General features: G+C 62.9%; 23 protein-coding genes. 11 read left to right on the top strand and 12 right to left on the bottom strand.

What is annotated here, in order from left to right; genetic code table 11:
• Positions 1–21: 21 nt before the first annotated feature.
• Genes JHC57_RS08785 through JHC57_RS08770 form a run of 4 tightly spaced genes read left to right on the top strand, consistent with a single transcriptional unit; the run spans position 22 to position 5,832 of the window.
• Positions 22–2,244 (top strand): DPP IV N-terminal domain-containing protein, encoded by a 2,223-nt coding sequence (locus tag JHC57_RS08785; protein WP_294029620.1) that lies wholly within the window; start codon positions 22–24, stop codon positions 2,242–2,244.
• Positions 2,193–3,749 carry an aldehyde dehydrogenase family protein gene (locus tag JHC57_RS08780; RefSeq protein ID WP_366928538.1) on the top strand — a complete coding sequence of 519 codons (1,557 nt, stop codon included), beginning with the start codon at positions 2,193–2,195 and terminating at the stop codon, positions 3,747–3,749. The genes JHC57_RS08785 and JHC57_RS08780 overlap by 52 nt, the downstream gene beginning before the upstream one ends.
• Positions 3,746–4,912, top strand: coding sequence for an FAD-dependent oxidoreductase (locus JHC57_RS08775; RefSeq protein ID WP_294029619.1), 1,167 nt, complete (start codon positions 3,746–3,748; stop codon positions 4,910–4,912). Before JHC57_RS08780 ends, JHC57_RS08775 begins: the two co-directional genes overlap by 4 nt.
• Positions 4,913–4,920: 8 nt before the next feature.
• Positions 4,921–5,832: a hypothetical protein gene (locus JHC57_RS08770; RefSeq protein WP_294029618.1), complete on the top strand. Its 912-nt coding sequence runs from the start codon at positions 4,921–4,923 to the stop codon at positions 5,830–5,832.
• On the opposite strand, the gene JHC57_RS08765 is transcribed toward JHC57_RS08770, so the two are convergent.
• Positions 5,829–6,620 (bottom strand): isocitrate lyase/PEP mutase family protein, encoded by a 792-nt coding sequence (locus tag JHC57_RS08765; protein ID WP_294029617.1) that lies wholly within the window; start codon positions 6,618–6,620, stop codon positions 5,829–5,831. The genes JHC57_RS08770 and JHC57_RS08765 overlap by 4 nt on opposite strands.
• Positions 6,621–6,972: 352 nt before the next feature.
• Here JHC57_RS08765 and JHC57_RS08760 point away from each other — a divergent pair, with 352 nt between their 5' ends.
• The 6 genes from JHC57_RS08760 to JHC57_RS08735 all read left to right on the top strand — a co-directional run bounded on the left by JHC57_RS08760 (position 6,973) and on the right by JHC57_RS08735 (position 15,546).
• Positions 6,973–7,584 carry a hypothetical protein gene (locus tag JHC57_RS08760; protein ID WP_294029616.1) on the top strand — a complete coding sequence of 204 codons (612 nt, stop codon included), beginning with the start codon at positions 6,973–6,975 and terminating at the stop codon, positions 7,582–7,584.
• Entirely contained in the window at positions 7,581–8,327 is a 747-nt protein-coding gene (locus JHC57_RS08755; RefSeq protein WP_294029615.1) for an HAD-IIB family hydrolase, read from the top strand. Before JHC57_RS08760 ends, JHC57_RS08755 begins: the two co-directional genes overlap by 4 nt.
• A 379-nt stretch (positions 8,328–8,706) precedes the next feature.
• Positions 8,707–10,794 carry a glycosyltransferase family 4 protein gene (locus JHC57_RS08750; protein ID WP_294029614.1) on the top strand — a complete coding sequence of 696 codons (2,088 nt, stop codon included), beginning with the start codon at positions 8,707–8,709 and terminating at the stop codon, positions 10,792–10,794.
• 7 nt (positions 10,795–10,801) lie between these two features.
• A complete protein-coding gene (locus JHC57_RS08745) occupies positions 10,802–12,082 on the top strand; it encodes a glycoside hydrolase family 130 protein (RefSeq protein WP_294029613.1) in 1,281 nt (426 codons plus the stop codon).
• 68 nt (positions 12,083–12,150) lie between these two features.
• Positions 12,151–14,301: a catalase gene (locus JHC57_RS08740; protein ID WP_294029612.1), complete on the top strand. Its 2,151-nt coding sequence runs from the start codon at positions 12,151–12,153 to the stop codon at positions 14,299–14,301.
• A gap of 12 nt (positions 14,302–14,313) precedes the next feature.
• A complete protein-coding gene (locus tag JHC57_RS08735) occupies positions 14,314–15,546 on the top strand; it encodes an FAD-binding oxidoreductase (RefSeq protein ID WP_294029611.1) in 1,233 nt (410 codons plus the stop codon).
• 7 nt (positions 15,547–15,553) lie between these two features.
• On the opposite strand, the gene JHC57_RS08730 is transcribed toward JHC57_RS08735, so the two are convergent.
• From JHC57_RS08730 to JHC57_RS08690, 9 genes are all read right to left on the bottom strand, one after another.
• A complete protein-coding gene (locus tag JHC57_RS08730; RefSeq protein WP_264081034.1) occupies positions 15,554–15,688 on the bottom strand; it encodes a hypothetical protein in 135 nt (44 codons plus the stop codon).
• A gap of 47 nt (positions 15,689–15,735) precedes the next feature.
• Positions 15,736–15,954 carry a hypothetical protein gene (locus tag JHC57_RS08725; RefSeq protein WP_294029610.1) on the bottom strand — a complete coding sequence of 73 codons (219 nt, stop codon included), beginning with the start codon at positions 15,952–15,954 and terminating at the stop codon, positions 15,736–15,738.
• Between the two features lie 143 nt (positions 15,955–16,097).
• The gene (locus tag JHC57_RS08720) at positions 16,098–16,319 is read right to left on the bottom strand and encodes a hypothetical protein (protein ID WP_294029609.1); all 222 of its coding nucleotides are present in this window, start codon (positions 16,317–16,319) and stop codon (positions 16,098–16,100) included.
• A gap of 8 nt (positions 16,320–16,327) precedes the next feature.
• A complete protein-coding gene (locus JHC57_RS08715; protein ID WP_294029608.1) occupies positions 16,328–16,636 on the bottom strand; it encodes an antitoxin Xre/MbcA/ParS toxin-binding domain-containing protein in 309 nt (102 codons plus the stop codon).
• A gap of 398 nt (positions 16,637–17,034) precedes the next feature.
• The gene (locus JHC57_RS08710) at positions 17,035–17,973 is read right to left on the bottom strand and encodes a hypothetical protein (RefSeq protein WP_294029607.1); all 939 of its coding nucleotides are present in this window, start codon (positions 17,971–17,973) and stop codon (positions 17,035–17,037) included.
• A gap of 52 nt (positions 17,974–18,025) precedes the next feature.
• On the bottom strand, positions 18,026–18,784 hold the full coding sequence (arsH, locus tag JHC57_RS08705) for an arsenical resistance protein ArsH (RefSeq protein WP_294029606.1): 759 nt from the start codon (positions 18,782–18,784) through the stop codon (positions 18,026–18,028).
• Between the two features lie 5 nt (positions 18,785–18,789).
• On the bottom strand, positions 18,790–19,854 hold the full coding sequence (gene arsB, locus JHC57_RS08700; RefSeq protein WP_294029605.1) for an ACR3 family arsenite efflux transporter: 1,065 nt from the start codon (positions 19,852–19,854) through the stop codon (positions 18,790–18,792).
• A gap of 10 nt (positions 19,855–19,864) precedes the next feature.
• Entirely contained in the window at positions 19,865–20,293 is a 429-nt protein-coding gene (arsC, locus tag JHC57_RS08695) for an arsenate reductase (glutaredoxin) (protein WP_294029604.1), read from the bottom strand.
• A 13-nt stretch (positions 20,294–20,306) separates the two neighbouring features.
• Positions 20,307–20,636: a metalloregulator ArsR/SmtB family transcription factor gene (locus JHC57_RS08690; protein WP_294029603.1), complete on the bottom strand. Its 330-nt coding sequence runs from the start codon at positions 20,634–20,636 to the stop codon at positions 20,307–20,309.
• A gap of 212 nt (positions 20,637–20,848) precedes the next feature.
• On the opposite strand from JHC57_RS08690, the gene JHC57_RS08685 reads away from it, so the two are divergent.
• Positions 20,849–21,034 carry a hypothetical protein gene (locus JHC57_RS08685; RefSeq protein WP_294029602.1) on the top strand — a complete coding sequence of 62 codons (186 nt, stop codon included), beginning with the start codon at positions 20,849–20,851 and terminating at the stop codon, positions 21,032–21,034.
• A gap of 223 nt (positions 21,035–21,257) precedes the next feature.
• Here JHC57_RS08685 and JHC57_RS08680 read toward each other — a convergent pair whose 3' ends face one another.
• Both JHC57_RS08680 and JHC57_RS08675 read right to left on the bottom strand, forming a co-directional pair.
• The gene (locus JHC57_RS08680) at positions 21,258–21,467 is read right to left on the bottom strand and encodes a hypothetical protein (RefSeq protein WP_294029601.1); all 210 of its coding nucleotides are present in this window, start codon (positions 21,465–21,467) and stop codon (positions 21,258–21,260) included.
• A 72-nt stretch (positions 21,468–21,539) separates the two neighbouring features.
• Positions 21,540–22,048, bottom strand: a 509-nt coding sequence (locus JHC57_RS08675) for a TCP-1/cpn60 chaperonin family protein (protein WP_294029600.1), incomplete at its 5' end; no start/stop codon positions are given.

Below are 22,048 nucleotides of genomic sequence, written 5' to 3'. Positions count from 1 at the left end.
GGAAAGCGAGCCAGCTTGAAAATGACGAGCATATTGCACTGGGCCACATGGATCGCTGCAGGCGCGGCGGTGGCTTGCGGGTTTCCGGCGCGTGGAGCTGAACTCGCGGTCGAGCAGGCGATCGGTTCCGTCAGTCTCGATGGACCGCGCGCCCGCGGGGTGAAGCTTTCGCCCGACGGCAGGCTTGTCGCCTATCTCAAGGCAGACCCCGCCCACGAGGGTATAAGCGATTTATGGGTCGCTGACTCCCGCGGCGCGAAGCCATTTCTCCTCGTCGCGGGCAAAAGTCTCGAAACATCGGAGCGTTCATTATCCGGAGACGCGTTCGAGCGCCGCGAACGCATGCGGATCACGACGACCGGCGTGACGGAATATATGTGGGATGACGACAGCCGGCGGGTCTTGATACCATCGGGAGAGGACATCTGGATCGTCGATGTCGGTACGCGCAAGCTTGTGCGCGTGCTAGGCAAAGGCGGTGACCAAGTCGACGTCCGTTTCTCTCCGGGTGGAACCCGCCTGTCCTTTGTTCGGGGACGCAATCTCTATGTGACCGATATCGGGTCTTCGGCGATGCGGCCGTTGACCACCGATGGCGGCGGGGCCGTCTCCTGGGGCCTCGCCGAATTTGTCGCGCAGGAAGAAATGCGGCGTTCCTCGGGATATTGGTGGTCGGCCGATGACCGTTATATCGCAGCACAGCGCGTCGATGAAAGCGGCGTCGATCTCGTTCCGCGAATCGTGACGGGCGCCGCGGGAAGCGCGGTCGTCGAGCAACGCTATCCTCGCGCCGGCCGCCCGAACGCGTCGGTCCGGCTTGCGATCATCGATGTAGCGAGCGCGAAGCCGGTCGAGGCGAACATCGATATCGGGACCGATTATTATTTGGCCCGCGTCGACTGGGCGCGCGATGGCAAGACCCTGTTCGTCCAGCGGCAGTCGCGCGACCAGCGTCGTCTCGAATTATTTGCAGTGAATCCGGCATCGGGCGCCGCACGTCTGTTGCTGGCCGAAAAATCCGACCATTGGATTGAATTGTCGGATGATTTCAGGCCGCTGGCCTCCGGCGAGTTTCTCTGGACCCTCGAGCGTGACGGGAACCGGCATATCTATCGTTTCGGCGCGGACGGGAAGGAACTTGCCCAGGTGACGTCGGGCGATTGGCCGGTATCGGCGATCGAGGGGGTCGACGAGGCGAAGCAGATCGTCTTCTTCTCGGCCTCGCGCGAAACGCCGATCGAGCGGCACCTCTATTCGGTTTCTTACACCAGGCCGGCGGAGCCCAAGCGGCTGACCAAAGGGCCCGGGTGGTGGCGGTTCAACTTCGCGAAAGCGCCGCAGACCTTTGTGGGAACCTATTCGGATCCCCGAACCCCGCCGCGCACCGGACTCTATTCGACGAGCGGCAAATTGCTGCGCTGGATCGAACCGAACACGCTCGATGAAACCCATCCCTATTGGCCTTTCGTCGCCGGCCTGCCGAAGCCCATCTACGGGACGTTGCAGGCGGCCGACGGTCAGACACTCTACTATTCACTCCAGATGCCGACCGCATTCGATCCCGCGCGGCGCTATCCGGCGATTATATCGACCTACGGCGGTCCCATGGTCCAGACTGTCCGCCGGCAGTGGGGAGATGTCACCGACCGGCTGCTTCTCGATCGGGGCTACATTCTCTTCCGGCTCGACAATCGGGGTTCGAGCAATCGGTCGGTCGCCTTCAAGACGGCCATCGCGGGGAAGCTCGGCATCGAGGAAACGCGGGATCAACTGGCCGGCGCCGCCTTCCTTGCCGCAATGCCGAACGTTGATCCTTCGCGGATCGGCGTGATGGGCTGGAGTTTCGGCGGCTTCATGACTCTGATGCTCATGACCGAGCCTGGCCACCCCTTCGCCGCGGGCGCTGCCGGCGCATCGCCGAGCGACTGGCGGCTTTACGACACGCACTATACCGAACGGTTTCTGGGCACGCCGATGGAGCATCCCGAAGCCTATGACGCGGTGGACATCGTAAAGCGGATCGGTGGCTTGAAGGGCCGGCTGCTGCTCATCCAGGGCATGGCCGACGACAATGTCGTGTTCGACAACGCCATTCGGGTGTCCGCTGCGCTGCAAAAGCAGGGGACGGTATTCGATCAGCTTTATTATCCCGGCGGTGCCCATCTGCTTCGCGGCGCGGCGCAGCGGCATCTGTGGCGCAGCTATCTCGATTTCTTCGATCGCACGCTGAAGGACGCGAAATGAGCACTCCCATCGAAACCGCTCGCGCCGCATTCGAGGTGATGGGGATTGATTTGCCGCCGTCAATGGGGGGGCTTGAGGCGCGCAGTCCGATCGACGGAAGCGCGCTCCATCGTTTCGAACAGACTTCGACCCGAGATATCGAGACGATCGTCCGGTTGGCAACGGCGGCGCATCGGGAATGGCGGTGCGCGCCGGCTCCCGTTCGCGGAGAATTGGTCCGCCGCTTCGGTCTCATGCTGCGCGAGCATAAGGAAGCTCTCGGTCGCCTTGTTTCGATCGAAACCGGAAAGATTCTGTCTGAAGGGCTGGGCGAGGTTCAGGAAATGATCGACATGGCCGATTTCGCCGTCGGCCAGTCGCGCCAGCTTCACGGACTGACCATAGCATCCGAGCGCCCAGGCCACAGCATGCGCGAAACCTGGCAGCCTCTTGGAACGGTCCTGATCATCTCGGCATTCAATTTTCCGGTCGCGGTCTGGGCCTGGAACGCCTGTCTCGCGATCGTCTGCGGCAATTCCATAATCTGGAAACCGTCCGAGAAGGCCATGATGTCCGCCTTCGCCGTCCAGTCCCTGATGGAACGCGCGATAGGCGAGTTCGAAGCCGCACCCAAGGGCCTCGCAGCTCTTGTGAATGGCGATGCTCCGATCGGTGCGCGCCTTGTCGACGATCCCCGGATCGCGCTCGTGTCCGCGACGGGATCGAGCGAAATGGGGCGTAAGGTCGGTGCTGCCGTGTCGGCGCGGTTCGGACGCTCGCTGCTCGAACTCGGCGGGAATAATGCGGCGATCGTAGCGCCCAGTGCCGATTTGGATTTGGCCGTTCGGGCTATTTTATTTGCCGCTGTGGGCACCGCCGGCCAGCGATGCACGACCCTCCGACGCCTGATCGTTCACGAGTCGATATACGACGAGGTGATCGGGCGGCTCGTTGACCTCTATGCACGTCTGCCCATCGGTAATCCGCTCGAACCGTCGACGCTCGTCGGTCCGTTGATCGACCGAGACGCCTATGAGCGAATGCGAGCAGCTCTCACCGATGCGACGGCCGCCCGCGGCCACATCCATGGCGGTGAACGAATTCATCTTGGGCATGAGGCGGCCTTTTACGTCCGTCCGGCTCTGGTCGAGATGCCTGCCGCGAGCGGACCCATGACCAGGGAAACGTTCGCACCCATTCTCTATGCCGTTCGTTACTCCGAACTTTCCGAGGCGATCGCCATTCAGAATGATTCCGCACATGGGCTGTCGTCGTCGATCTTTTCGACCGACGTTCGCGACGCGGAATATTTTCTGAGCGCCATCGGATCGGACTGTGGGATCGCCAATGTCAATATCGGTACGTCCGGGGCGGAGATCGGTGGCGCCTTCGGGGGCGAGAAGGCCACCGGAGGCGGTCGCGAGTCAGGATCGGACGCCTGGCGCGGATATATGCGCCGGCAGACGGCGACCATAAATTATTCTCACGCGCTCCCTCTGGCGCAAGGCGTGACCTTCGATTTGTGATCCGCGCGGCAGACATCGTTATCGTCGGCGGCGGCGTGATGGGATGTTCGCTCGCCTGGCATCTGGCCATCCAGTCGCGAGGCTCGGCATCCATTATCATTGTCGAGCGGGATCCGAGCTATCGCTTTGCCTCATCTGCGCTATCCTTGAGTTCGATCCGGCAACAATTCACGACCCCGGTGAACATCGAAATGTCCCGCTACACGCTGGAAATATTGCGTGATCCGTCGCCGCTCATGATCGAAGGTCAAGCGCCCGATTTCCAGTTCGTCGAACGCGGTTATCTCTTTCTCGGGCGCGGCGATGAACAGGCCGGAATCGAGCATGCATATCAGGTGCAACGCGGTTGCGGCTTCGACCCCGAACTCACTAAGGGGCCGGCGTTGGCGGGGCGCTATCCATGGCTTCACACCGAGGACCTTGCAATCGCATCGCATGGCCGCGAAGGCGAGGGGTGGTTCGATGGCTATAGCCTGCTGCGCAGCCTTCGCGCTGCAGCGCGCGGCAAGGGAGCCGAGCTGGTTGACGACAATGTCGTTGCTCTACGGCGGGACGGAGCGAACTGGTCCGTCGAGCTCGGGAAAGGCGGCGCCATCGCCTGTTCGCATGTCGTCAACGCAGCGGGGCCGTGGGCGGCGGAAATTGCGGATATGGCCGGCTGCATCTTGCCCGTGCGCGGCCAGAAGCGTTCGGTGTTCGTCGTCGATGCGCCCGATGCCGATTCCGACTGGCCACTGGTCATCGACCCCGAGGGCTTCTATTTCCGCCCCGAAGGTCGAACCTTTCTGATCGGTGCGCCGGCGCCGGCAGACTTTTGTTCGGCCGACGATTTCGAACCCGATTATCCAGTCTTCGACGAGTGGCTGTGGCCCCGGTTGGCGGCGAGAGCGCCCGCGTTCGAGCGGTTGAAATTGCTCGGCGCCTGGGCCGGCCACTATGAGATGAACATCTTCGACAGCAACGCCGTGGTGGGCCCGTCCGGTGTCCAGAATTTTTGGCTGATCAATGGGTTCAGCGGTCACGGGCTGCAGCACGCATTGGCGGCGGGGCGCGGCCTTGCGGAGTTGATGATCGATGGCCAATATCGATCGATCGACCTGTATCCCCTCAGTCTCGACCGTCTTCAGCAAATCTTCGCTTCGCCCGAGGCCCATATCATTTAGGTGCTTCTATGTGGATCGATGCCGCCGCGGTACGGGAATTGCTGGACATGGCCGCGCTGATTGATGCGCTGGCGACCGCAGATCGGTCCCGATTCGCGGCTCCTGACCGTTTGCACTATGAAGTTGCGCACGGTGATCTCCTCGCCATGCCGGCGGCTTCTCCTTCGTTTCTGGGAATGAAGATCGTCACGGTCTATCCCGGTAATTCCGGAACCGCGATTCCGACTGTTCAAGCGACCTATCAACTATTTTCCGCGCAAACCGGCGAGCTGCTGGCGACGATCGACGGGACTGAACTCACGCTGTGGCGAACCGCCGCCGTCGCAGCTGTTGCGGCCTTGCATCTCTATCGGCGGGCCCCGGAACATATTCTCATTGTCGGCACCGGCGCGCTTTCGCCCTATCTCGTTTCGGCCTTCGCCGCGAGTTACCCCCGAAGTGAGATAGCGATCTGGGGTCGACGACCGGGAGCCGGCGAACTCGTCGCGCGGGCATCGCCGCGAGGCGTCGCGGCGATGCCCGATCTTGAGGCCGCGACCCGGCGAGCGGATATCATTTGCTGCGCGACGTCGAGCGCCGCCCCATTGGTGCTGGGATCATGGCTGAAGAAGGATGCCCATCTCGGGCTGATCGGTGGCTATACTCCGCAGATGCACGAGACCGACAGCCTGGCTTTCCGTGAAGCCTTTGTTGTCGTCGACACTCCCGCCGCGATGACCAGCGCCGGTGAACTGCTGGCCGCGATCCGCGATGGATATCTGCGTGAGGACGAACCGCTCACGCTGAAGTCGCTTTTATCGAGGGAGGTTGGTCTTCGCGCCAATGCATCTCGCACTCTATTCAAATCGATCGGAAGCGCGGAGAACGACCTGATCGCCGCCGAATATCTTTGGCGCTGCCTTTCGCCCTATCGGAACTAGAATGGCATCGCTTCGTACAAGCTCGTGCTCAGATCGGGCACGGCGGCTGTTCCAGGAATATCGCGAAGCGCTGACAGGATCGCACCAGCGCCCGCTTCGAACAGAATATGAGGGATCAAGCCATAGCGAAAGCCCGCACGGCCGAGATGGGTGGTTCCTTCTCCGAGGCCGCGTCGCGGGTTGGGCAAGTGAATGACCAAGGGGCGAAGCGGCGACAAGGCGGCGCTCACTGCGGCGAGGTCCTGCTCGGTCCGGATCGATTGGACGAAGAGAAGATCGGCGCCTGCCTCGGCATAGCGACATGCGCGGTCGATAGCTGCATTCAGGCCAAGCGACGGCAGGGCGTCGGTTCGGGCGCTGATCTGAAAATCGGTTGATACACGAGCGTCGAGGGCCGCCTTGATGCGATTTTCCATGTCTGCCGGAGGAGCGACGGGTCGCTCCAGAAGCTGTGCCCGCGGCTTGATCGCAAGTTGATCCTCGATTTGGATGATATCGGCACCGGCGCGTTCCAGCAGGCGCGTTGCGCGTGCCAGATTGTGCGTGCCGCCGAATCCCGTGTCGGCGTCGACGATCAGCGAACATGCAGTCCGCTCCTTGATCCTGCACGTCGCATCGACCAACTCGGTCAGTGTCAGCAGGCCGATATCCGTACGGCCGAGAAGCGTCGCGTGAAGCGCAGCGCCGGACAGGAAGAGCGTATGCAGTCCGGCACTGACCGCGAGTTGAGCCGACAAGGCGTCGTGAACGCCTGGAACGAGCGTCATGCCGTACGGTGAATGGGTCATCGAACTACCTCCTCCGTCGGAAATAGCTCGAATGAGGCATTTATCCGGGCGTTGTCTGGCTCGGACCTGCAGTATTCGAGCACGAGGTCCATATTTACGCGGCGTTGCCGCCCATCATCGACGCTAAGCCCCATCGACTTTCCGGGTCGCGTGGAAAGTCGCTGGCGGTCGAACGCTAGGCCTATTCCGAAGGAAGTCGAGACATTTGATTAGGCTCTCGTCGGTCGCCTGCAATTATAAATGTCTGCTCATTGCAATCGGAAGCCTGTGACCCCACTTCTATAATATCGCCCGCTTCCACCGCGTGCCGGCGACTGAGAGACCATTGCGCTCCCGCTGAAGGAGCAAGATCATGGACCTCAACCAACTTCTCCACCACCATCAGATGGCGCTGATGGCCGTGAGCCAAGCGCGACGCGAGGGGCAGGCGATGCCAAACTTTGACCTGCCGCGCTATTATGCCAAAAGGATCAACGAATATCGCGAGCGGCGCGGCTTGAGAGGAGATGCCGAGGCTATCGCCGATCTCGCTGTATCACCTGCCGACGCCGTTAAAGCGCCGGGCGATCTGGTCGGTGATGTACTGATCGCCGAATTGCTCATGGCGAAGGCCTTCGAAAAGGCGACGCACGAACATCTCACCGCCGGAAGCGATGGAGTTGACGATCCGGTCGTCGATATTCGCGCCACCCTTCTGGCCGTCGGGCGCGACTTTTATCGCTCGCTGGGCGTGGAGGACGGCCCTCTCGCCGCCGCGATCGATGAAGCTGCGTCACGCTCGGCGTGGGAAGGCGAGGGCGGAGGCCTGCGTCCACCGGGCGACGAGGAGGATGGCATCATCCGGACCTATGTCGAACAATTCGCGGTGGGCGACTATCGCTATTCGAACCTTGCCGATGCCAAAGCCGCCGCTCGGCGGCAGCGGGACGCGGCGAGCGACGGGCGCGGAGCGACGCCTGCATGAAACGGCTGATTGCCTTCGATCTTGATGGAACGCTTGCCGAAAGCAAGCAGCCGATGGAACCCGCGATGGGTGAGGCGCTTGCCGATCTCCTCGGCGTGGCGGATGTTGCGGTGATATCCGGTGGCGACTGGCCGCAGTTCGAAAAACAGGTGGCGACGCGTCTTCCCGAGCGCGCGGACTTTTCCCGGCTCTGGCTCATGCCGACAACCGGCACCAAGCTCTACACGTTCCGCTCGGGCGCGTGGCAGGCGCGCTATGCCGAAATCTTTGCCGATGCGGAGAAGCGACGCATATTCGAAGCCTTCGATGCGGCGCTGCTGGCGACCGGGTTCGTTCCCGAAGCGGTCTGGGGAGCACGGGTCGAGGATCGCGGGAGTCAGATCACCTTTTCGGCATTGGGTCAGGAAGCGCCGATCGATGCCAAGGAAAAATGGGATCCCGACTTCGCCAAACGCAAGGTGATTCAGGCCGAGCTTCGCCAACGTCTGCTCGGTCTGTCGATCAACATGGGCGGGGCGACGTCGATCGACATCACGCGTGAGGGCGTCGACAAGGCCTATGGCCTGACGAAGCTAAGCGGCGCCAGCGGTGTCGAACTGGGTGCGATGCTCTTTATAGGCGATGCGATCTTTCCGGGCGGCAATGATTATCCGGCGAAGGCGCTTGGCCTCGATACAATCTCCGTACGCAATCCCGAAGAAACGCTCGGAATCATCGGAATCATCGTCGCCTGCCTGAAATGAGAGCGGGGCGTTGCCGCCTGGCGAGCCTGACCGGAATTGGCCTGCGAAGCTTCTCGCGAGGCGTCGGTCAATCGGAACAAATGCGCCGCTGAGCTGTTCTGTTTTCTGATGCTCCGAGGCCGACTGCGCGCTTCGAAACAAACGATAAAATACTGGGTGAGGCCTTCTGTCGCATCATTTTTTGGAAGGTATGCCTGTGTACGAAACGCTTGACCGTAGATCGTTCGATGAAGGTTTGGAGGCGTGCCAAACGCTTCGGCCAAAAACTTCGGATACTGCCCGGGTCGCGCTAGTCGGCGGCTTTCTTCCGCGACGCTGCGGCATCGCGACCTTCACCACCGACATCCATTCATCGCTTGCCGAGGCTGCTCCCGACCTTATGGTCGACGTCTATGCGATGGCGCCGGCCGCCGTTCCCACGATATTCGACCCCGTTGTTCGCGGCGTCATAACCGAGGGTGACGCCGGTAGCTTTATCGAGGCGGCCCGGCAAATCGAGGCGAGCTGTGCCAAGATTGTGTGGCTGCAGCACGAGTTCGGCCTCTTCGGCGGCTTGGCGGGCGATATGATCCTGGAACTGGTGGATCGTGTTTCCGCACCGCTGATCGTCACGCTTCACACGGTGCTCGCCGAACCTGACGCCGATCAGCGCCGCGTGATGGAGCGGTTGATCGCGCGCGCGACCAAGCTGATCGTCATGTCCGAGCGCTCGCACGATCTGCTGCGAAGCGTCTATCATGCCGACGACGACCAGATCGCCATGATCGCACATGGCGTCCCCGACCGCCCGTTCGGCCGCGCGTCGCAGTTCAAGCCGCAGTTCGGCTTTGCGGGCAAACAGGTCGCGCTGACCTTCGGTCTTTTGTCGCCGGGCAAGGGGATCGAGGCGGTCATCGAGGCATTGCCCGCGATCATCGAGGATCATCCCGACTTCCTTTACTGCATTGCTGGCGCGACGCATCCCAATCTGCTGGCGCTTGAAGGCGAGGCCTATCGCGACCGGCTCCAGGCGCTTGCTGTCTCGCTCGGGGTCGATGCGCATGTCCGCTGGATCAACGCGTTCATGGACACCGACGATCTGCTCGATCTTATCGAGGCGGCGGACATCTATGTGACGCCTTATACGGGTGCGCAGCAATCGACGTCGGGTACGCTCGCCTATGCGATGGCGCTGGGCAAGGCCGTGATCTCCACGCCTTACGTGCATGCGGTCGAGCTCCTCGCCGACGATCATGGCGTGCTCGTTCCCTTCAACGACAGCGAAGCGATCGCGAACGAAATCCGCTATCTGCTCGGCGATGCCGACCGGCTGCTCACGCTGCAGCGTCGCGCCTATGGCCGCAGTCGCGACATGATCTGGCCGGTGTTCGCGGAGCGGACCTGTTCGCTGATCGCGGAAAGCCGCGTCGTGCCGAAAGCTAAGCCTATTCCCGAGCATATCGGTATCGATGGGTTCCTGCGCATTTGCGACGACACCGGCATCCTCCAGCACAGCGTTCATATGGTCCCCGATCGCGCGCACGGCTATTGCGTCGATGACAATGCGCGCGCGCTGATGCTGATGCATCGGCTCGACGACGATGCGCTCGGCAAGTGCGGACAACTGACCCCGGTCTTTGCGGCGTTCGTACAGCATGCCTGGAACCCCGACCGCGGCGAGTTTCGCAACTTCATGGGATTCGCACGCAACTGGCTCGAGGATGTGGGGTCCGAAGACAGCTGCGGCCGAACCCTCTGGGCGCTCGGTGCGACGGCGCAGGGCGCGCGCGACCCCGGTCTGCGGCAATGGGCGCATGAATTGTTCGAGCGTACCGCGGCGTCCGCGCTGGATTTCGAGTCACCGCGCGCGATTGCTTTCGCGATGCTCGGCGCCGACTTCGTGCTCGCGGCGCATCCCGAGCATGATCTGGCGGACCGGATATTGCGCAGCGGCGCTGACCGGCTGATCGCGCTCTATCAGGCCGCGGCGCGACCGGACTGGCGATGGTTCGAGCCGGTACTCGCCTATGACAATGGCCGCCTGCCCGAAGCGATGCTGCGCGCGGGCGTACGACTTGGGCGCGGGGATGTTACCGCGTGCGGAGTCGAGACGTTGCGGTGGATCAACGATGCGCAGATTTCGCCTCATGGTCATTATCGCCCCGTCGGGTCCGACAGCTTCGGCCATGCCCATGCGCTGCCGCGGCCATTCGATCAGCAGCCGCTCGAGATTTGGGCCGCGATCGATGCCGCTTCGGCCGCCTATGACGTGACCGGCGACGATATCTGGCTGGCGCACGCGCGGCGCGCTTACGACTGGTTCTCCCGGCGTAACGACCGCGGCGTGATCGTTGGCGATCCGCTGACCGGGAGCAGCAAGGATGGCATTAACCCGCGCGGCCTGAACCTCAACGAAGGGGCGGAGTCGGTTCTTGCCTACCAGCACGCGACTTACGCGATCCGGGATTTTATCCGCAAAGCCGGCTGAGGGGAATATGGTGCATCTGGTACAGGATGAATTGCGGCTCCATGCCGACCCGACGCGCGTCGTCGTGCGGCCCTTTCACCTCGCATGGCAAGCATCGGGTCCCGATCTCGAGCGCGTACAGCGGTTGGCTCGCGAAATCGTGACGCTCGACACGCGCACCGTGCGCGCCGAGCTCAGTGTGGTGCTGCGCGATTTCGCCGACCGGCACTGGCAGATCGAGAAGGTGTTCGAGGATCGCTTCGAGCAGATCGAACCCAAACTTGGTCTCGAAGGCCTCACATTGAAGCGCGAGATGCGCCTCTTGATCGGCGCCTATTTCTGTCACGAATATAGCTATGCCGCGGCGGCGCTGATGAACCCCAGCGTCGTTCGTCATCCCGACCAGACCGGGCTGGAGGAAGGCTGCATCCGCATCCTCCTGTCGCTGCGCGCTGTCGGCGAGGGTCATATTTCGACGATCGCCTTTCGCGAGGGAATCATTACCTGCGACCGCGAACTGACGCTGCTGCCGCAGCCCGCCTTCGCTACGGCGGCGATGCTTGGTCCGCACCGCGATGACAAGCCCGACGATGTTGTCTCGCTCTATCGGCAGAAGGACAGCACCCTTTCGGGCACGGTGATTTTCCCGATCACCGAGGCGCAGCGCAACGGGCTCGAGGATCTGCGGCTGCTCGAGTTCGAGCGCGATAGCGGCAAAAGCGAATGGATCGGGACCTACACCGCCTATAGCGGGCGAGACATCCGGTCCGAGCTGCTGCGGACGCGCGATTTCAGGGATTTCACGCTGAGCCCGATCAAGGGAAAGGCGGGACGCAACAAGGGCATGGCGTTGTTCCCGCGTAAGATCGACGGGCAATTCTGCATGATCGGTCGGCAGGATGGCAAGAATCTCTATCTGCTGCGCTCGGACACGGTCGATCAGTGGGAGGACGGCGAATTATTGCTGGAGCCGCGCTTTCCATGGGAACTCATCCAGATCGGCAATTGCGGCGCGCCGATCGAACTCGACGAGGGCTGGCTGGTGTTGACCCATGGGGTCGGCGCGATGCGCAAATATGCGATCGGTGCTGTACTGCTCGACAAGGACGATCCCTCGAAGGTGATCGGCCGGACGCCCAATCCGATCCTGTCCGCCGCCGACGAGGACGAAGGCTATGTTCCCAATGTCGTCTACACCTGTGGAGCGATCCGCGTCGGCGACGATATTTTCCTGCCCTACGGGGTGGCCGACAGTTCGGTCTGCTTTGCGTTCGTCGCGATCAAGGAGATTCTGGCCGCCATGGCTTAGCGGCACGCAACATAAGGCGAAGCGGCGGATTGTAGGAGTGTCGCCTTCCGCGGCAGAAGGAATGACCGATGCCGAAATCTCCGCCGCCTTCGCCCGCGAACGACCAGGCCCTTCGCGAACACCAGCCGGGCGGAGGTCAGCCGAAGATCGAGGTGAGCCGCGGCAATGGTGGCGAGCTGCACCAGAATCTGGCATCGGGCGACAAATCGGCCGATGCGGCGTTCCTGACCGACAATTTCGGCCACCGGATTTCGGACAACCAGAATTCGCTGCGCGCCGGCGAACGCGGGCCGACGCTGCTCGAGGACTTTGTCCTTCGCGAGAAAATCTTCCATTTCGACCATGAGCGTATTCCGGAGCGGATCGTCCACGCCCGCGGATCGGGCGCGCACGGCGTCTTCGAATGCACCAAGGCGATCCCCGGGCTGACCAAGGCGTCGATCTTCCAGAAGGAAGGCGCGACCTGTCCGGTCTTCGTCCGCTTCTCGACCGTCGCGGGCGGCGCGGGCTCGGTCGACACCCCGCGCGACGTGCGCGGCTTCGCGGTCAAGCTCTACACCGACAGCGGCAACTGGGACCTCGTCGGCAACAATATTCCGGTCTTCTTCATCCAGGATGCGATGAAATTCCCCGACCTCGTCCACAGCGTGAAGATGGAGGCCGATCGCGGCTATCCGCAGGCGGCGAGTGCACACGATACCTTCTGGGACTTCATCGGGCTGATGCCCGAGGCGATGCACATGATCATGTGGGCGATGTCCGACCGCACGATCCCGCGCAGCCTGCGCATGATCGAGGGCTTCGGCGTCCACACCTTCCGGCTCGTCAATGAGAAGGGCGAGGGCAAGTTCGTCAAATTCCATTGGAAGCCGGTGCTCGGCGTCCAGTCGACGACATGGGACGAGGCGGTCAAGATCGCCGGCGCCGATCCCGATTTCCACCGCCGCGACCTGTTCGAGGCGATCGATGCGGGCGATTTCCCGGCGTGGGACCTCGGCGTGCAGGTGTTCGACGAAGCCTTCGCCGAGAAGCAGCCTTATGACGTGCTCGACGCGACCAAGCTGATCCCAGAGGAGGATATCCCCGTCGAGATCGTCGGCCGCATGACGCTCAACCGCAATGTCGACAATTTCTTCGCCGAGACCGAACAGGTCGCCTTTCTGCCGTCGAACATCATTCCGGGCATCGATTTCAGCAACGACCCACTCCTTCAGGGCCGGCTCTTTTCCTATCTCGACACGCAGAAGTCGCGGCTGGGGACGACCAATTTCCACCAGATCCCGATCAACGCGCCCAAATGCCCGTTCCACAATTTCCAGCGCGACGGGATGACGCAGACGCTCGTCCCGACCGGGCGAGCGAACTACGAACCGAATAGTCTTGCGGAAGCCGGAGAGAATGGCGGTCCGCGCGCAAGCGCCGAAACGGGCTTCTCGACGTTCACGGCCAATGACGAGCGCAACGACCCTGCGCAGAAGCTGCGTATTCGCGCCGAACTCTTCGCCGATCATTTCAGCCAGGCGCGACTTTTCTATCTGTCGCAGACCGAGAATGAGCAGGCGCATATCGCCTCGGCGCTGGTGTTCGAATTGTCGAAGGTCGCGCTCGATCATGTTCGCGCCCGCGTCGTCGGCCAGCTTCGCAACATCGATGGGGATCTCGCGACGCGTGTCGCCGCGGGACTTGCGATCGATCTGCCGGCGAAGGAAAAGGCCGCGCGCGCGCCGGTCGATCTCAAGACCTCCGACGCGCTGTCGATCCAGAAGAATGCCGATGATACGATGGAGGGCCGCAAGGTCGCGATCCTGTTTGCCGAAGGATCGGACAAGGCGGCGATCGACAAGCTGAAGGGCGACATCGAAAGCGCCGACGGCACCGCCTTCCTCGTCGCGCCGAAGGTCGGCGGGATCAAGGTCAAGGGCGGCACGCTCAAGGCCGACGGCCAGCTCGCGGGCTCGCCCTCAGTGCTGTTCGACGCCGTGGCTTCGATCCTGACCGAAGAACAGGCCAAGGCGCTGTCGGGGCAGGGCGCGGCGGTCCAGTGGTTCATGGACGCCTATGGCCATTGCAAGACGATCGCGCATGACGAGGCGACGCAATTGCTGCTCGACAAGGCAGGGGTCGAAAAGGACGGCGGGGTCGTTGCGATCGACGAGTTCGAAAGCGTCGGCACCCGGCGTCATTGGGTCCGCGAAGCCAGGGTGCGCGATCTTGCCTGATCGCCTGTTCCGGTGAGCCGCGCATCGGCGACCCATCATCGCGATCTCCGGACCGGCCAGTCGATCTGGTCGGCACGGCGTCGTCCCGCGATCGCCGCGCGGCCGCTGACAAGGGACATTGCGTGCGACGTGCTCGTCGTCGGGGCGGGCGTGTCGGGCGCGCTGATCGCGGAGGCGTTGTCGGAAGCGGGGCTCAACATCGTGATCGTCGATCGCCGGGGTCCCGCCGAAGGATCGACCGCCGCGTCGACCGCGATGCTGCAATATGAGCTCGATACGCCGCTGACCTTGATGGCCGAGCGGATCGGGCGCGAAAAGGCCGAACGCATCTGGCGGCGATCGCGCCAGTCGGTCGACGCGCTACGCGAACGGACCGAACGGCTGGGCCTCGCCGTCGATGGGGCGACGCGCGCCTCGATCTATCTCGACGGCAATGTGCTCGGTGCTGACGGGCTTGCGGTCGAAGCCGACGCCCGGCGGCGTGCGGGCTTCGAGGTGGAATTGCTCAAACCCGCTGCAGTTCAGGAGCGTTACGGGATCAAGGGACGCCACGCGCTGATCGGCTTCGGCAATTATTCCGCCGATCCGCGCCGCCTTACCGCAGGCTTTCTGAACGTTGCGCTGGCGCGGGGCGCGCGGCTCTATTCGCCCGTCGATATCTGCGACATCGCGCCGACGGGCGAGGGGGTCACCTTGGTCTCGGCGCGCGGACCGAGCATTCGCGCGCGCCATGTCGTCATGGCAACGGGTTATGAGATGATGAAGGGGATTCCGCGCAAGGGGAACAAGATCATCTCGAGCTGGTCGATCGCCACGCGTCCACAACCCCGCGCCATCTGGCCGACCGCCGCGATGATCTGGGAAGCCGCCGATCCCTACCTCTACATCCGGACCACCCCGCGCGGAGAAATCATCTGCGGCGGCGAGGATGAGGAAATCGGTAACGCGGCTCTCCGCGATGCGAAGCTCCCCGACAAGGCAGCGACGCTATCGCGAAAGCTTGCTGCCCTGTTACCGGGAGTGGATGCGGAACCGGCTTATAGCTGGGCCGGCAGTTTCGGCGACAGCCCGGTCGGTACGCCGACTATCGGTCGCATTCCCGGTATGCCGAACTGCTATGCCGCGATGGGCTATGGCGGAAATGGAATCACCTTCTCGATGATGGCGGCCCAGATGCTGCGCAGCCTTATCTGTGGCTACGGCGATCCCGACGCCGATCTGGTCAGCTTCCACCGCAGTTTTTGACGGCGCGTCAGCGATTGCCCTTCGGCTTGGCGGTCATCTGCACCGCGGAGGCCTCTTGGGCTGCGAGCGCGGTCGGCGGCTTCGCCTTGGCGGCCTTGGGTTTGCGAATCTCGCGATTGCTACGTTTTTGCGATTTGGCCATGTCAGATATCTTTCTTCGGTTTCAGGATGCGCGTGTTCGCAAACGTGCTAGCGAGCCGTTTGCGTCCGCAATCTGTTGAGCGGAAAATAGGGGCGATGCTGGTAGGGAAAGGCCGTCAGACGCCGACCGATCCCTTCGATCATGCGCCCATAACGGTCGATCGCCGAGGGATTTGTTGCGGCGGCGTATCGCGCGAGCGCGATCTGCTCGTCTTCGAGCAATTGAATAAGGCACATGGTGTGTGCTCCTGCATCAAGCGAGAGCACGGATCGTCCCTCTGTCACATGGAGCTTGTTCGATTTCAGGTGATGGGAGGCCTATAGCACATCCCGATAAATGTGCGGCACGAATACCGACATTATTCGGGTTCGGGAGAGACGTTCGCTCACCACGAAATCGCGCGCCGGCCTTAAGGGCGCTCATGCGTGGCCGGCGGGCGATAGAAGCGGTGACGGAGAACATGGCCGTCGATCAGGTGACCGCGGAGCCGGAGGCGCATTTCCTCGGCGCCGGAGCCGGATGTGCAGACAAGGCGGGTACCGCCCGACTGAAGCGGCTCGATCGCACTGATGCTGACACCTTGCAGAAGGCACAGGCGCTTGACCTCGTCTTCCGGCAGCGAAATGTTCATCGCGCGGCTCATTTGAATCCTGGGCCGCTCGGCCAGCGGCGGATCGCTGCCGCAACCCGTTCATATCCCTCGGGGCTCGCGGTCGCGACTGTAAGCGGGCGGCCGCCGAGCGCGGCGTTGTCGGTGTTCAGGAAGGCTATCGCCGGATCCCGTCCGCCCATCGTCAAGAAGGCGAGCTGACTGATGTCCCCTTGGCGCCGTGCGTCATCCAAGGCGAATGGTCTACGGCTCTTGCGGAAAAATCGTCTCGATTGCGCGTTGGCTGGGGCAGGCGTGTCCGGGGCCGGCGACTGGGGCTGATCGGAATCGGGCGGCATGGGGCGGCTCCTGCATGTAAGCGGGAGCGCCAGGTCTCTCAGCCGCGGCCGCCTACGATGAACGTGTGCCGCGATGATCCGTATATGGGAGCTCCAGCCAGGATTATAAGGTGTCGCGCCGATCATCTGACGGGTTTCGGGAATCTGAGCCCGTCAGTGTCTATTCGGTTCCTGCGAAACGTGGTTGCGCCTCGATTGCACCAGCACGGAGATCGAGCTTTCAAGCGAACGCCGGGAATAGTTGGAGCGTCCGCCAGTTTCATTCGACCGCCAAAAGCCGCCGTTCCGCAAACGGCCAGGTCTGGCGGTAATGAGCCGTAATCCGTCTCAGGCGAGGGGGGGGGGGACAGGAAGCGGAAAACAGGACTGCCTCTACCCGGCTTGTGCGGCCGGATCACTCACTGGCTCGTCAGCATCCATCGGCTCGTAGCTTTCGAGCGTAAAGCCCTGCGACGTGTTGCCGCGCCCGTGACGATCAGCGCCTGCGGCAGCCGCGCATTGTCATAGCTGAGGCCATTCTCGAACCATGTCCATTCGGGACCTTCCCATGCGCTCAGCAGTTTTTCGAGGCGGTCGGCGAGTTCGGCCCGCAGGTGCGCGGCGGCATAATCTTCCGCGTAAACCGCGCAATAGGGCGCGAGGCCGAGCAAGGTGAACGCCCAGGCCCGCGGCGAAGTAAACGCTACCACCCCGTCCAGCGCCTCGCTGAACAGCTCTCTTGCCCAGCGCGCGTGTCCGGGGGAGCCGGCGCGTGCGCTATAGGTGCCCAGCGCCCAGAGCGTCCGCCCATGACTGTCTTCCGAGCCCGCATCTTCCAGCCATCGCCGGTCGAAGCTCATGAAATTGCGAAAGCGCCGATTGTCCGGATTCCAGCCATGCTGGATGAAGGCCGCGAAGGTGGACGACAGGCGGCGCACCAGCGGCGCGTCGGGACCGTCGGCGAGACCGCAGCACAGCAGCAGCGCCCGCGCATTGTCGTCGATGCAATAGCCATGGCGGCGGTCGGCGATCGCATGAACCGCATGCTGGGCCATGCCCGTATCGTCGCTCATCGCGGCGAGATGATCGAGCGACATGGGCGGGAGGTTCGGTCGGGCTTTCGTCTGTGCGATCGTCGGGATGGGTTTTGGCATGTCCATCCGGTCGCCGGTCGCAACCCTGCCTTTGCGGGAAGCCGCGCGAAAGCTCGCGGCATAGCGGCGCGCCGTATTCGCCCAGGTCATCGGACGGCTGGCGGCATAGGCCTTGCGGCCCATCGCCAGACGTCCGGTTTCGTCGCCCAGCAGATTGGCAATTGCAGGACCGAAGCCAGCCGGATTGTCGAACGGGATCAGCACGCCCGACCCATCGATCAGCAGCTCGGCGGCGTGCCAATATGGCGTCGAACCTTCAGCGCGTGCCTGGAATTCCGGCCAGTTCGGCGGGCGTGACGACGGGCTCTTTCCGGTCCTTGCGTTCCGAATAGCGGTCAACGAGCTGGGCGGCATGCCCGCGTGTGAGGATGGTGAAGCGGACAAGCTCCTCAGCAACGTCGACGATCCGGTCATAATAGCTCGACGGCAGCATACGGCCCGTTTCGTCGAACTCCTGCCAAGCCTTCGCAACACTCGACTGGTTGGGGATCGTGATCATCCGCATCCAGCGGCCGAGGATGCGCAGCGTATTGACGCTGTTGAACGACTGCGACCCCGCCGACACCTGCATCACCGCGAGCGTGCGGCCTTGCGTCGGGCGGAGGCCCTTATAGGCGAGCGGAAGATGGTCGACCTGCGCCTTCATGATACCTGTAATCTGGCCATGTCGCTCGGGGCTGCACCAGACCTGGCCCTCGGACCAGATGGAATGCTGTCTGAGTTCCTCGACCGCCGGATGATCGTCGTCGGCGATCTGGTCGGGCAAGGGGAGGTCGGAGGGATCGAAGATGCGCGTCTCGCAGCCGAAGAGCTGGAGCAGGCGCGCCGTCTCCTCGACGACGAGCCGCGAATAGGAGCGTTCGCGCAAGGATCCGTAGAGTAGCAGGATGCGCGGCGCGGGATCGAGCGGTCCGAGGCCGAGCGCCGGCTGCGCGTGAAGATATTCGGCGCTGAGCGCCGGGAGGTGGTGCGGGTCGGTGAGCGTGCGAAGGCGCGTATAGGTCAATTCTGTCATAATACTCAGGCTTGTGCAGGCGTGGTTGCCGGGAACCAGCGGCGGCCGAGGCGGAAGGCGACGCCGACGAGCAGGATGAGGACGGGCACTTCGACGAGCGGTCCGATGACGGCCGCAAAGGCCACCGGCGAGGCGAGCCCGAAGGCGGCGATCGCGACCGCAATTGCCAGTTCGAAGTTATTACCCGCGGCGGTGAAGGCGACCGCGGTTGTGCGCGGATAGTCGGCTTCGATCAGCTTGCCCATCCAGAAGCTGATGAGGAACTGGACGACGAAATAAATCGTGAGCGGGATCGCGATACGGACGACGTCGCCAGGGATGGTGACGATCTCGCCGCCCTTGAGGCTGAACATCGCGACGATCGTGAACAGCAGCGCGACGAGCGTGACCGGCCCGATTTTGGGCAGGAAGCGCGTCTCGTACCACTCGTCTCCTTTTGCGCGGGCGAGGAAGCGGCGCGTGAGATATGCTGCGAGGAAGGGGATGCCGAGATAGATGAGAACCGCCTCGGCGATGGTCCAGAAGCTCACGTCGATGACGCTACCTTCGAGTCCGAAAAGCGGCGGCAGGACGGTGAGGAAGAGCCAAGCGTAGACGCTGAAGAAGAGAATCTGGAAGATCGAGTTGAAGGCGACGAGCGCCGCGACATATTGATTGTCGCCCTTGGCGAGCTGGTTCCACACGATTACCATCGCGATGCAGCGGGCGAGACCGATCAGGATCAGGCCGGTCATATATTCGGGCCTGTCCGAAAGGAAGAGGACCGCGAGCGCGAACATCAGCACCGGCCCGATGATCCAGTTCTGAACGAGCGAGATCGCGAGCACGCGCTTGTCCTCGAACACGCGCGGCAGTTCGTCGTAGCGGACGCGGGCGAGCGGCGGATACATCATCAGGATGAGGCCGATCGCAATCGGGATGTTCGTCGTGCCGATCGACATGGCGTCGATCGCGTCGGGTAAGCCCTTGAATGCCGACCCCAAGAGGACGCCGAGCGCCATCGCGAGGAATATCCAGAGCGTCAGGTAGCGATCGAGGAAGGACAGGCGTTCGCGCTTTGCCGCAGTCATGATGCTGTCCTCAGGCCTGAACGCGATTGCCGCCGGCGTCGACGACCTGTTCGCCATCTTCCTTGGTGAAGGCGCCAAGCTGCCGTGCGGGCAGGATGTCGAGCACGGCTTCGGAGGGACGGCAGAGCTTGACTCCGAGCGGCGAGACGACGAGCGGGCGGTTGATGAGGATCGGATGCGCCATCATTGCATCGATGAGCGCGCTGTCGGTAAGGCTTTCGTCGCGGAGACCGAGCTCCGCATAGGGCGTGCCTTTCTCGCGCAGCAGCTCGCGCGGTGTGATCCCGGCGCGCTCGATCAATTGCTCCAACAAGGCACGCGAAGGCGGTGTCTTCAGATATTCGACGACGTCCGGCTCGATACCCGCGTTGCGGATCAGCGCGAGCGTGTTGCGCGAAGTGCCGCACTCGGGGTTGTGATAGATGATGATGTCGGTCACGGGGCGGGTTCCTTCAGCAGCAGGCCAGCTCGGCGAGCAGCGGCTCGCACAGCTCGGCTCGTCCTTGGCAGCAGTCCTTGGCGAGAAAGAGCATCAACCCCTTCAATGCGTCGATCTCTGCGCGCTGGATGAACTGACGCCCGCGCTTCTCTGACTTGACCAGCCCGGCCTTTGCCAGGACCGCAAGATGTGTGGAAAACGTGCTTTGCGTCAGCCCCGAGGCATCGACGAGCTGCCCGGTCGATAGCCCGGCGGGCTCATGCTGGACCAACAAGCGAAAGGCTTCGAGACGGGTGGGGTGTGACAGCGCAGCGAGTGCGGCAAGGGCGGTGTCGGTGTTCATGTATCGGAATTATCCGATGCATTAGCGTCTGTCAATTCATATCGGAAATATCCGATAGGCCGGGCGGGCTGGCTGATAACCCGGCTCGGGCAATATAGGAGAGTTCGCCCGGCCGCCGGCGATATGGAACAGCTATTGAAGGGTGGGCTTCGGTGTGGTGCCATTTTTCTGCCCGATGGGGTCCGGAAGACGCCGTGTTGGATCGGGATGGGGTGGTACTTCGGTCGCAGGCACGGGTCGATCTCAAATCCGACCGTAATGCCGGCGTCCTGCGAGCGCCGCGTGTCACGCTCGAACCGGGCGCTCCAGCCGAGACGGTCGAGCGGTTGAGGGACGAGCTGGAGGGCATGGCGGGGTGGCTCGGCCTCGGCGCCGTCGATATCGGGGCGGTTGTCTGAGCCATCGGGGGCAGGTGTAGCCGCTGCACGCCTCTGGGCGTCTCATCGAAACACTTGCCTTTCTCGACAAGCTGTTTCCCGACGCAGTGGCCATCGCGGACGATGCTTCCTGGCCGCGTGCTGCGGGGACGTAGCCGGACACGAATTTCATTCGCCCAGGATAGCAACTGATCAGTTAGCTTCTCTACCAGCCAGCCAAGGTTCAATGCGCCGGATCGCCTCTTCAATGAGGTCGGTCGAGACAGGGCTTCGCAGAAGGCGAGGTCTTCCGATCCAAGTCGCTCAGCACGGCGTTCCAAAATGCGATCTCTTCGTCGTTGCCCCGGTCGCGCGCCCATTGCGCTTGCCTGGAGACAATGAATTTGGCTTCCTCGCCATGCCGCAGCTTGATCTGCGACGAGCAACTTCGAATGCTTTGACCACCAAAAGGCATCGCTGATCTCCTTGATGCTCCGCCCAGAAACATGGCGAGTGAGGGCGGCGGCACACCGCCGCCCTCCGATCGTCAGAAGTCCATCGCCGGCATCGGCGCGGCCTTCTCTTCCTTCGGCAGTTCGGCGACGAGCGCCTCGGTGGTGATGAGCAGCGAGGCGACCGACGCGGCATCCTGTAGCGCGGTGCGCACGACCTTGGCCGGGTCGATCACGCCCGCCTTGACGAGGTCCTGATATTCGCCGGTCGCGGCGTTGAAGCCCCAGCTATACTCTTCGCTTTCGAGGAGCTTACCGACGATCCATGCGCCGTCCTCGCCGGCATTGTCGGCGATCTGGCGCGCCGGCGCGCGGAGCGCGCGGCGGACGATGTCGATGCCCGACTGCTGGTCGTCGTTCGCGGCCTTCAGACCCTCGAGCGCCTTCAGCGACCGGAGCAGTGCAATGCCGCCGCCGGGAAGGATGCCTTCCTCGACCGCCGCGCGCGTTGCGTGGAGCGCGTCGTCGACGCGGTCCTTCCTCTCCTTGACCTCGACCTCGGTCGCGCCGCCGACGCGGATCACCGCGACGCCGCCCGCGAGCT

Source organism: Sphingopyxis sp. (assembly GCF_016463645.1).
Taxonomy (GTDB): Bacteria; Pseudomonadota; Alphaproteobacteria; order Sphingomonadales; family Sphingomonadaceae; genus Sphingopyxis.
This window is presented reverse-complemented; position numbering and strand designations above follow the sequence as displayed.